The organism is Desulfosporosinus sp. BICA1-9, assembly GCF_000802135.1.
In genome coordinates, this window is the sequence record NZ_JUEE01000176.1 from 18,830 (window position 1) to 29,897 (window position 11,068).

Sequence of the window (11,068 nt, forward strand, 5' to 3'; positions counted from 1 at the left end):
TTCTATGATTAGGAGGACTCCAGTTTATAAGTATTGGATTCAGAGATTACATTTCCCATGCTATCCGTTAACTTAAGCTGAATATCTAGAACACCAGATTTACTATTTAAGCGCTTAGGAAGACTGGCAGTCAAATAGGTGGGGTTTTCAAAATCGGTCTTAACGAGTTGTCCGTTGACATAAACTTTATGATCATGCAAGAAATTTTCCCCTTCTATTTCAATTACTGACGTATGGGGAGGGGTAGCTTTGACAATGAGTGCTTGACCATCTCCTAAAACATAATTACTGTTTGCTTGCGGCTTGTGGTCAGGTTTTAAGTGGTAAGCATATTCGTTGCCAAAAAGAATATCATACTGAAGCAGTTGGTACTGATTGATTTCTTGCTCAGAAATGTCCTCCCTCGGTAAATGCTGCTCGCTGATCACGACATTGGAGCCGTTTTGGATAAGGGTATGAAGGAAGTCTGTCGTAGGGCTTCCTGATTTTTTAGCACGTTCTAAAATATATGGACTCAGAAAGTTCGAGGATAAACGAAGCTTCTCTTTGTTGTCTGAAAAGTTATCCCAGACGATAAAGGGAACACTATGCATCTTTAGATAATCTTGGTAGTTGATTTCATCTTGGAAGAAATTGGCTTGTTTATAGACCTCAAAGCTTTTCCCAAGCATAGGTAAATGGTCCCCAAAGAACACCACGATGGAGGGTTCCCTCGACTGCTCTAACCCTTCAATTAATAGTTTGAGTGATTGATCAACATCAGAAACTATATTGGTGTAGTTTTCTAAAATGGCTTGAGGCTCTGGACTCAAATTACCGCTTATTTTAATCGAATTATTGGGGTTTTCTTCTGCAGAGTAAGGCCCGTGGCCTTGCATGGAAATAGCATAAATGAAGTCAGGTTTATCTGTTTTCTTCATTTCTTCGAGAATTCTCCTGGAAAGTTCAGTATCGCGAATATATTGACCGCTGTATTCAGGGTTATGAAAAAATTCTTTGCTAATAAACTTATCAAAGTCGAAATTTTGATAGACGTTGTTTCGGCCGTAAAACCAGTTGTCATAGGTGTGAATGGCTGTCGTCTCATACCCTTGCTTTTTTAAGATAGTCGGTAAGGCTTCTATAGGTTTACGAGCATATTCAACATAAGGAACCAGGCCTTGGGGAAAGAATTGAATCGACAAGCCCGTTAATACTTCGAATTCAGTGTTAGCAGTGCCTCCACCATAAACGGGAGAAAGCATCACTCCACTGGTTTGACTTTTTTGGAGAGAACGAAAATAGGGAATGGGGTCTGCGCTAAATGAGACTTCCTTTAACAAAGTGGGATCCCAAAAGGCTTCACTCATTACGAAAATAATGTTGGGCTTAAAGTTGGGGGCAACTTCATAGGGCGGGGTTGTATCGTTCATAATCTCTTTTACGAGTTCCTCTTCGTACTCGGCCGGTTTATTAACCGATAGATAGGTTGTATTGAGGATAAAGCCAAGGAGCATGCCGTTTTCCTCGTAGTTTAATTTTTGGCTCCAGGAAATTAGCTCGAGTGAAAAGGTCTTTTCGAGGGATGTGACATCTGAATAAACGGAAAAAAGCACTGCCAAGGAGATCAGGGAAGCTGCAATTTTCCTTCGCCAATTAAAAGTCTCTTGAGGAATGAATTTGACCGAAACAAAAAGAACGATGGTAATAACACTAAGGCACAGAAGGGGAATGACTGGCATAGTACCACTAAATTCTTTAGATATATTAATGGCTTCTTTGCCGAGGATAAAATCCCAGGGCAGAAGGGGCTCTCCTCTTAAGATTAATTTCTGACGACTCATAAGGCCCATGACAGAGAAAAAAGAAAAGAATAAGACTCCGATAGAACTATAGATTTTTCGTTGTAATATGTAGAAAGAGTTGATGAATCCAAACATTAAAACATAGCTTAGTAAAAATTGTTTTGGGTAATTCCTAATCCAAGAGCAGGTACTGAAGAGATTCCCTCTATAAACTGTCTCTAAGGCAAATAGCATCAACAACGGTAGACAAGTTATTAAGCTGAGATTTACTAATCTGTTTTTGGATTTGAAATTTGGGATGTTTTGTGAGATCCTTAGAAGTAACATTTGCCCCCCTATAACAAGCTTTCTTATTTAGTAGTTCATAATTCAAACAGTCTTCGTACTGATTGAACTAATAAATAATACCATTATTATCAAAGTTATACAATTATATACTAATAATACAACAAGTTAATAGGTTTAATAAAGGGTTTACATGTCAAGATGTTGTTTAGATTTTAGAAGGGCAAATCAAGGGGACAGGTGCGTTGTTTCGAAACAACACACCTGTCCCTCTGTTTTCCACTGGACTGAATCTAAACGTTGATGGGTCGGTGTTCCGCTCTAAGAACATGCTTGAGTATTTTTCCGGAAGCGTTGCGAGGTAAAGCATCGACAATGCTTAGAGAGCGAGGAATCTTATAGTCGGCAAGTTTATCCTGACAAAAATCTCGAATATCATCGAGGGTAAGATTTTCTCCAGGTCGCGTAACCAGCATGACCAAAATTGTTTCCCCCCAGTCTGAATGGGGGACGCCAATCACAGCTAAATCTAATATGTTGGGATGAGTGCTCAAGACGTCTTCGATTTCTTTGGGATAGACATTAACTCCACCGGTAATAATCATATCCTTTTTACGATCCATTACCCAAATATAACCATCGTTATCCCGGCGGGCAATATCTCCTGTATATAGCCAACCCGAGCGCAGAACTTCCGCTGTGGCTGACGGATTATTGAGGTAGCCACTCATTAGACTTTCCGAGCGAATAATGATTTCCCCAGCCTCATCGGGATCTGTATCTGTACCGTCTGTGCGCACTACTCGGATTTCTGTATTGGTCGTGCCCCGTCGTCCGATACTCCCCGTTTTTGTTCCATGTTCCTGAGGTCGGAGAGCAGTACCGTTGGGTCCAGCTTCGGTCAAACCGTAAACACCCATCCATTTTCCGGTCAGTTTCGTCTGCCAATGAATAATCTGCTCTGCCCCGACAGACGCTCCACCGTATACCCATACTTTCATGCTAGAGAGATCCCAATCTTGAAGATTGGGCATCCTAGAGATGAGTTGATAAACGACGGGGGCACCAAAAAAGTGCGTCGTTTTTTCCTTTGCAGCGTAATCAAGAAGAGTCTGAGGGGTGAAATCACCAAGGGTAATCGAGGCACCTGACCAAAATGCACCCCACAGAAAAAGATTAAGTGGTGCTGAATGCGTCAAGGGCATGAGAATCAGGCAATTGTCCCCAGCGTAAATCCCTGCTTCATAGGCCATTATTTTCGCCGCGGACAGAATGGCTTGATGAGAGAGCATTACTCCTTTGGGTTGTCCAGTTGTACCTGAGGTATACAGGACTTCTGCTAGTTCAGATCCTTCTAGATCTGAAGAATAGGGTTCATTCGTAGCAGCTACTTCAGAATGAAGGACTTGCTCGGAGTTCTTCTGAATCTGTAATGCAGCACTTATGTTAATGATGGTGAACCCCAATTGTTCCATTTCAAGGGCGATACCGTTCATGCTCTCCTCATAGAGTAACACGCCAATTCCTGAACTCTTGAGGATGTCTGAGATTTCTCGACTTGTTAGTCGAACATTTACTGGTACGGCTACTCCTTTGATCGCCATGGTAGCGAGAAACCCTAAGATAAACTCGGGCCTATTAGGGGAAAGCAACGCTATTTTATCAGCACCTACCCCGAGGGATTGAATATAGGACGCTAGCCATAAGGTCTCAGAGTGGAGGGTTTTCCAGGTAAATGTCAGGTCTGCAGGTGGATAGCGTAAGGCTGTTTGTTCGGGAAAACTCCTAGCGTTTCGCTCAATGACGCGCCACAGTGTATCCATATCTTTTCTCTCCTTTTCAGCTATAAATTTATTTAATTCATTATATTAGTAATATAAGAATATTCTGACACAAGTTTACGTAAACGTCAACCGAATTAGAAAGAAAAAACTTTGCGCAATGTTGTATAATTGTCTATAATATACAAGATTTCACCTGTATTTCAGGAACCTGTGACGTTATGGCTGGAATTGGGGGAATGCTTTTAAGCGGAGAGGTAGGATGACCCTTAAATGGACCAACTGAGTATTAAGGATCAAACGATACCTTATGAAGAACGACGGAGCGCACGTTATCGAAGGATTACTCTGAGTATCCTTGAAGATCGCCTTCGTATTTCTGCACCAAAGAACGTATCGGTCAAGCAACTGCAAGAATTATTACTCGCTAAGCAGGAGTGGATCTTAAAGCACTGGCTCGCGAAGCAAGCTGTTCTGAAACGACCAGCAAGGTATAGCGATGGAGAACACTTCCTGTATCGGGGGAAGACCGTTGAACTGAAAATTAGAAGACATCCGCGCCAAAGGATCCGAGTTTATTTGGAAGGTCAAGAGCTTGAGGTTTATTTATCCCAGGACTTAGAAGATAAGGACTGTGCGCCACATGTCCAGAAGGCGCTCTTATCATGGTATAAAGCGCAAGCGCGCAGGGTGCTACAGGACAAGCTTGAAAAGCAAGCGGAGAGAATGCAAGTTTGCTTTCAGACCTTTCGACTGAAGGAACAGAAGACAAGTTGGGGGAGCTGTTCAAGTAAAAGAAACGTAAATTTGAATTGGCGAATCATTATGGCCCCGGATGCAGGGATTGATTATATTATTATTCATGAACTCGCGCACTTGACGCATCTCAACCATTCCGAGCAGTTCTGGCTGAGGGTAGCAGTCTTTATGCCGGAATACGCGTATTGGAAAAAATGGTTTAAGGATCATGGGCAGGAATTAAGGTTATGATGGATTTAGTTTACATAGGCATCAGAGCGGTTACAATATGATGAGAGCATTAACCTTGGTTAAACAGAATGCAGGAGGCAATTTCATGACACTAGGTTATAGTAAACGAACGGCAAATAAAGAAAAACGAAGAGAACTCAGAGAACAACAAACTCCTGAAATAGAGGTTCTAAAAGACCGAAAATTAATTAGAGAAGAGGTTAATCGTAGACTTGTCTCTAGCTTACAAACGGCTAATCTTGAGTATGATTCTCTTTTTAATCAGGAGAAAGCAAGTTTAAACAAGGACTATGATCTATTGAGCCTGCTTTTTCAGAGAATGTTTTTTTATCGGTTGAATGAGAAACTCTCAGGATTGACATGTGACCATACCCTCCGCTTGAGTAACCAAATTCTTACTCAGATGCAGTTTAGCCGAGGGAAAATTAATGATACAATAGAGGTATTCAAAAAAAATGGCGGGATTTGTGATTGTGAGATTATTTATAATGTCGAGAGTAAATTAATAGGCAAGTAATCTCGAGTTATTTAAAAAAAGAGTAGTCTAGAATGGCCGAGTGCGGCTCTGAAACTGAAATAAGGGGATAGGTAGAAATAGTTAAACAAGGGCTGAATTTTTTAAATTCGACCCTTGTTTTTTCGTTTCTAACAGGACGGGTGCTAACCAAGGCTCAATAGGCTAAGATTTCATCTAATCTCATTACATCGGCATACTTATGGTGTAAGTCAAACAAATTCACTTTATGGGACACAATACTACGATCAAAAACCGTCTCTTCAACGACGACCATATGAAAACCATACGAGTAGCCATCGACAACACTAGCGCGAACACAACCACTCGTTGTTTCACCGCAAACGATAATAGAGTCAATGCCAAGCTGAGTCAAGTTTGCTATTAAGGGCGTACCGAAAAAGGCACTTGCTCTTTGTTTATAAATGATAATGTCATTCTTTTGAGGCTCAAAATCAGGATAAAAAGCAAAATCATTTTCAAGGTTCTGGGATAGCGGTCTTTTTGTTGCTTTGATCCCGGTTTGTTGTCTGGGATCGGACGTAGTATAGAAAATAGGAAAATCCCTTTTTCTGGAAAAATCCAGGAGCTTAGAGGTAGGGCTAATTGCATTCCAAGCGTATTCCCCACATGAACTTGGATTGAGTATGATGGCATCAATAACCGGCATGGATTGCGGAGGAAAAACACAGTTATACAGATCGATCGCTAAAACTGCGGGTCGTTTTCCGAGGGTCAACTCTCTTTCATACGCACGATAAATCTCTAATATTTCAGGGGGAATAATATCTTTCCAACAGTGATCATCAAACTTGTTTAAAGTAACCATCTTCGGTATAACCTCACTTCCTTGATATTACTTTTATATAAGTAATTTAGATTGGTTATCTAACGTGCCTCAGCGCTTGTAATCCTTTACGACACTAACCACAAATAGAACAATATATTGAAACCTTAAGTAAGTCTATCCTTATTTTACTACAGCTCCTTCTTTCCATCTACACTAATATGCCAAGGTGGCAGGACTTCCACATTTTAATAATGGAAAAGTCGATTTATGAAGCAATTATCTTTATTGTAATTTAGAAAAAAACTCAAAAGATTTTTCATACATGAAACTTGACGTTTCATTTTAAAAATATTCAATCTATTAAATCTGTTTTATGATAAATGTTTAAGTATATATATAGTTTGTTCACTATTGTAAATATGCTAATTAATGGTTGTTTCATACAGTTAACAAATAAAGGCCAGACTTTGGCTTACAATTTGCATAATATTCAGATAGATATAGATATTAAATTTTGGGAGGGGAATAATTTGAATTTGTAGAACTTAGTTGTTTTAACTAGAAATTGCTACATAAGTAAATACAAAAGGTCAGATTAAGGAATGGGGGTTGTAAAATGAAACTGTCAAGATCGTGGTGGACTCGGATGCTCACTGTAGGTTTAGCTTTATTGCTTACTTTCGGGCTAACCGCATGTTCCAAAAAAACAACAAATGATACGGAAGTAAAAGCACCTGAACAGAATCAAAGTACAACAGGGGAAATTGATAAGAATGACAAAAGTCCATTTAAGGTTACAATGGCCGGTGGCTCAGTAGGAGGTTTTTGGGCCGCTCTTGGTCCGGTCGTTGGTAATGCGTTTCTTAAATCATATCCGGCTACTTCATTCAGTTATGAACCTGGAAGTGGCGCCGGAAATATTAAACTTCTCTCAGAAGGAAAAGTGGAATTAGGAATTGTTCAATCAGTAGAGGTTATAGCGGCTCAAAAAGGATTGGATCCTTTCCAGAAGAAATATGATGATCTTCGTGCATTTGCCACACTTTATGATAATGCGGTATTACAAATTGCGGTCCGCAAGGAATTTGTGGATAAAACTGGTGCCAAGGGTTTTGAGGATATTGTAAAAAATAAGATTCCAGCCAACATTGGCATTAATCAAAAGGGGAATTTGAATTCTCTTGCAGGTAATGATGTTTTAAAGTCCTATGGAATTACTGAAGAGAATTTAAAGTCTTGGGGAGGTTCTTTAATCTGGCAGGGAAGTGCAACCCGTTTTGACGCCGTAAAAAATGGGCGTTTAGATATTACCCTTGACTTTACCTTCGCTCCTGAAGCAAAGATTACAGAGACGAGTGTCAATACACCTCTGGTAATGTGGTCTATTAATGATGCTGCAGCAAAAAAGTTAAAACAAGATTGGGATTTGAAATCTGCTGTAATCCCCAAAGGGACATATGAATGGCAAAAAGAAGATGTCAATACAGTTACCCTTAGTGCAGTCATTCTAGCCGGTTCCAAGGCAACCAAGCAAGATTTATATAAAATGGCCAAAGCCTTAACAGAAAATATTGATTTAATAAAAAATGTTCATCCATCAATGAAAGAAATGACTCCGGAGAAGTTAGCAAATACAGGTGTCTTACCTTTGGCACCAGGAGCAGAAGATTACTTTAAAGAGGCTGGTTTAATTAAGTAGTGTAGAATGACCATTCCTATTAAAATCCTGCTGGGACTAGATCAGTTCCGGCAGGGTAATGTCAATTTTTTTGAATTTGGAATTGAGGTGTATTGAGGATGTCCTCCGAACAACCGGTTGAGCAAATTTCCTGGTTAAGAGCCCTTCTTAGAGAGGGACGGAGAAGAAATCTAGAGGGGCCATTTCGTTGGCTTGTTATCATTCTTGCTATTGGATTAACAATTTTTGAAGTATGGCTCGGGGGATTTGGTACACTGGATCCGTACCAATATACTACGATTTTTTATCCAATAATGTTAGCAATAGCTTTTTTATATTTTAGTGCAACAGAAAAGGCAAAGGGAAACAAGCCCACTTGGTTGGACATATTTTTTTCCTTGTTAGCGCTAGGTATTGAACTTTACTTCTTCTTAAATATCGAACAATATCTGCAGCGCATTCCCTTGTTTAATCCTTTAACACCTATAGAAACAGTTATAGGGATTATTTTAGTACTCTTGAGTTTAGAAGTTACCCGAAGGGTTTTGGGGCCAACCATGACCTTACTAGTATTAGCGTTTATGGGATATACATTCTTTGGGGACCTGCTCCCGGGTGCTTATTCACATCGGCATATAACACTCAATCATTTTCTTGATAATATTATTTATACTGTAAATGGTCTTTTTGGTACCCCCATTGCAGTAGCGGCCACCTATGTATTCCTGTTTGTCTTGTTCGGAAGTCTATATACACAGGCCGGTGGTGGAGATTTCTTCTTTAAGTTTGCTGCCTCCATAGCCGGGCGTTCAACCGGGGGGCCCGCTAAAATAGCCATCATATCGGCCGGTTTGTTTGGCATGATTTCGGGAAGTCCTACTTCAGATGTGGTGACAACAGGATCAGTAAATATCCCCATGATGAAAAAAGTGGGGTTTAATCCAATATTTGCCGGAGCAGTAGAATCGGCTGCATCGACGGGTGGTAGTATCCTGCCACCTATTATGGGCTCGGCGGCGTTTTTAATGGCCGAATTTGCTGGAATACCCTACAGAGATATTGCTGTCGCTGCTGTCTTACCTGCTCTGCTCTATTATTTGGGAATCTATCTCCAGATTCATTTTCGCGCTGAAAAGAACGGCATGATGCGGATGGCTGATGAAGATGTACAGGATATCTGGACAGTCCTGAAAGAAGGCTGGATCTATATCATACCCTTAGTCTTTTTGGTATACTTAATCATTCGCGGTTTTACACCCTCTTATGTAGCCGTAATGGCTTCGGGTCTAGTGGTGTTGTTAAGCTGGTTTACTCCGGAAAGACGAATTGGACTGCGCCGTCTGATTGAGGCATCTGAAGAGACGGTTCAGCGTATGATTGCAGTAACTGTGGCTTGTGCTGCTGCCGGAATGTTAATTGACGGGGTAATGCTTACAGGACTTGGTACTAAATTTGGAGCGTTGATCTTTGGTATGACAGGAGGAAGTATCTTTTTTACCCTTTTAGCTACTGCAATTTTATGTATCATTCTTGGTATGGGGATGCCAGTCTCTTCAGCCTATATCATTACAGCTGTATTAGCAGCCCCCATCTTAATTAAGCTTGGCTTACCTACAATGTCTACCCACCTCTTTATTGTTTATTATTCATGTTTATCAGCTATTACCCCTCCGGTTGCAGTCGCAGCATATGCTGCTTCGAGTATTGCTGATGCCAATCCGATAAAAATTGGGCTAAGTGCCTCAAAGATGGCCTTCGTAGGCTTTATCCTTCCTTTTATGTTTGTTTATCAGCCCGCATTAATCCTACAGGCTGGAATTATTAGCATTATTCTGGCTATGATAACAGCAATTATCGGAGTTATTGCCCTGGCTTCATCTGTAGAAGGATGGATTATTGGGAATGCCCTGAAAAACTGGGAACGGGCAATTATGATGGTGATGGGGCTTGCTATGGTATATCCTGGATGGATAAGTGATTTGATTGGATTAGTGGTCTTTGTTATGGTGCTTATGCCTAAAGTAAGAAATAATCGTGCTTCTCTTGTAAATAAACAAAGTGAGCCACTTTAAAGTCAATATGCATAAATTGAATATATTAATTCCCCAAGACATAGTTAGAGGATCCTCACAGATTAAATCTTACTATGCCTCTTTTTCTGTTTACCGATTGGCTTTGAGGCATCACATGTATATGCCACAAGGAACCTATTGTTCGTTTCCGATACTTATGGTATGGTATTTATAGGAAATAGATATAATGGGGGCAAGGACTATGAGGGCTATGGATATATCTTCATACGTCGCAGGAAATAAACTCAAAATTAAGGCTGAGGAACAAAGACGCTTGGATTTCTATAAGGTAGCCCGCGAGAAAGCGAAGAAAGTTGCTAAGACCCTACGAGATTCATTCCCAAATATCGAGGTTTATCTATTTGGCTCTCTAACGACAGATATGTATGAATTGGAATCTGATATTGACATAGCTGTAAAAGGATTACTGGAAGAAAATTATTTTAAGGCGTATCGGATTGCCGAAGATATTGCAGAACCTATTCCTCTAGATTTTATCCAGTTCGAATTTGCTCAAGAATCTATGCAGGAACGTATTGTGAGAGATGGGGTGAGGATATGACGAGTGAAGAGAAGAAACGGGTTCAGTATAAACGGCTTATTGTTGATATTAAGGATGATTTGGATTCAGTCCGAAAAATTGCCGGCTACATTAAAGAAATAACTCGAGTTCTGGAAAATGAGAAGGGGCCGGTGCGAGGGTCTGACTTGATGGCCTGCGCAGGATATTTACATCAGATGGCGATTGAATATGCCAGAGGTGAAACCTACAGAGGGAAGACCTCGCCCTATTGGTATACCAGCGAGAACTTCTTTGAATTATTTCAATCATTCAGCGGATCGGTTAGGGAACTGATAGTGCAAAGCTCTTTACATTTTCAAAGCTATTGGGACGTTATGAGTTATCTAAGGATAAAAAGTTTATCCGTTTCCCTGAAGGAGCCAATTGGATTGTCTCCTCACCGATAAACGATATTCTAGGTTCTATCGCAGGGGGACTGCTAAAACAGTTGACGTTAAGAATCGGCGGGATCAGTGCAGAGATTACTGGGATTCAAGTCTCACACCCGAATGTGCAAAGCGAGATTATTCGCGTGCGCATACTGTCACCTGTCGTAGCTTATAGTACCCTGTTTCGTGGAGACGGGAGCAAATACACAGTCTATCTGCAGCC

At 40.6% G+C, this 11,068-nt stretch carries 9 protein-coding genes and 1 pseudogene; 7 read left to right on the forward strand and 3 right to left on the reverse strand.

Annotated elements, in window-relative coordinates:
• Nucleotides 1–8: 8 nt before the first annotated feature.
• Both JL57_RS22315 and JL57_RS22320 read right to left on the reverse strand, forming a co-directional pair.
• Nucleotides 9–1,823 (reverse strand): LTA synthase family protein, encoded by a 1,815-nt coding sequence (locus tag JL57_RS22315; RefSeq protein WP_366557072.1) that lies wholly within the window; start codon nt 1,821–1,823, stop codon nt 9–11.
• Between the two features lie 539 nt (nt 1,824–2,362).
• Complete coding sequence (locus tag JL57_RS22320) at nt 2,363–3,892, reverse strand: class I adenylate-forming enzyme family protein (RefSeq protein ID WP_034144132.1); 1,530 nt, start codon at nt 3,890–3,892, stop codon at nt 2,363–2,365.
• A 231-nt stretch (nt 3,893–4,123) separates the two neighbouring features.
• Between JL57_RS22320 and JL57_RS22325 the strand changes: the two genes are divergently transcribed.
• Complete coding sequence (locus JL57_RS22325; RefSeq protein WP_034144133.1) at nt 4,124–4,840, forward strand: M48 family metallopeptidase; 717 nt, start codon at nt 4,124–4,126, stop codon at nt 4,838–4,840.
• Between the two features lie 85 nt (nt 4,841–4,925).
• Nucleotides 4,926–5,357 carry a DUF2695 domain-containing protein gene (locus JL57_RS22330; protein WP_034144134.1) on the forward strand — a complete coding sequence of 144 codons (432 nt, stop codon included), beginning with the start codon at nt 4,926–4,928 and terminating at the stop codon, nt 5,355–5,357.
• Between the two features lie 154 nt (nt 5,358–5,511).
• Here the strand turns inward: JL57_RS22330 and JL57_RS22335 are convergent, their stop codons facing one another.
• Nucleotides 5,512–6,183 (reverse strand): isochorismatase family protein, encoded by a 672-nt coding sequence (locus JL57_RS22335; RefSeq protein ID WP_034144135.1) that lies wholly within the window; start codon nt 6,181–6,183, stop codon nt 5,512–5,514.
• 577 nt (nt 6,184–6,760) lie between these two features.
• Here JL57_RS22335 and JL57_RS22340 point away from each other — a divergent pair.
• The 5 genes and pseudogenes from JL57_RS22340 to JL57_RS36565 all read left to right on the forward strand — a co-directional run.
• Nucleotides 6,761–7,843, forward strand: a complete 1,083-nt coding sequence (locus JL57_RS22340) for a TAXI family TRAP transporter solute-binding subunit (protein ID WP_291300419.1) — start codon at nt 6,761–6,763, stop codon at nt 7,841–7,843.
• Between the two features lie 98 nt (nt 7,844–7,941).
• A complete protein-coding gene (locus tag JL57_RS22345) occupies nt 7,942–9,894 on the forward strand; it encodes a TRAP transporter permease (RefSeq protein WP_045691795.1) in 1,953 nt (650 codons plus the stop codon).
• A 202-nt stretch (nt 9,895–10,096) separates the two neighbouring features.
• Entirely contained in the window at nt 10,097–10,456 is a 360-nt protein-coding gene (locus JL57_RS22350) for a nucleotidyltransferase family protein (protein WP_034144137.1), read from the forward strand.
• The gene (locus JL57_RS22355) at nt 10,453–10,863 is read left to right on the forward strand and encodes a hypothetical protein (protein WP_034144138.1); all 411 of its coding nucleotides are present in this window, start codon (nt 10,453–10,455) and stop codon (nt 10,861–10,863) included. Before JL57_RS22350 ends, JL57_RS22355 begins: the two co-directional genes overlap by 4 nt.
• Nucleotides 10,782–11,068 (forward strand): annotated as a pseudogene (locus JL57_RS36565) (CRISPR-associated endoribonuclease Cas6); the annotation flags it as partial. The gene JL57_RS22355 and the pseudogene JL57_RS36565, both read left to right, overlap by 82 nt.

Bases quoted from the DNA above. Each gene is read 5' to 3' on its own strand.
- JL57_RS22315 (WP_366557072.1), bottom strand. From the start codon at position 1,823: ATGAGTCGTCAGAAATTAATCTTAAGAGGAGAGCCCCTTCTGCCCTGG.
- JL57_RS22320 (WP_034144132.1), bottom strand. From the start codon at position 3,892: ATGGATACACTGTGGCGCGTCATTGAGCGAAACGCTAGGAGTTTTCCC.
- JL57_RS22325 (WP_034144133.1), top strand. From the start codon at position 4,124: ATGGACCAACTGAGTATTAAGGATCAAACGATACCTTATGAAGAACGA.
- JL57_RS22330 (WP_034144134.1), top strand. From the start codon at position 4,926: ATGACACTAGGTTATAGTAAACGAACGGCAAATAAAGAAAAACGAAGA.
- JL57_RS22335 (WP_034144135.1), bottom strand. From the start codon at position 6,183: ATGGTTACTTTAAACAAGTTTGATGATCACTGTTGGAAAGATATTATT.
- JL57_RS22340 (WP_291300419.1), top strand. From the start codon at position 6,761: ATGAAACTGTCAAGATCGTGGTGGACTCGGATGCTCACTGTAGGTTTA.
- JL57_RS22345 (WP_045691795.1), top strand. From the start codon at position 7,942: ATGTCCTCCGAACAACCGGTTGAGCAAATTTCCTGGTTAAGAGCCCTT.
- JL57_RS22350 (WP_034144137.1), top strand. From the start codon at position 10,097: ATGAGGGCTATGGATATATCTTCATACGTCGCAGGAAATAAACTCAAA.
- JL57_RS22355 (WP_034144138.1), top strand. From the start codon at position 10,453: ATGACGAGTGAAGAGAAGAAACGGGTTCAGTATAAACGGCTTATTGTT.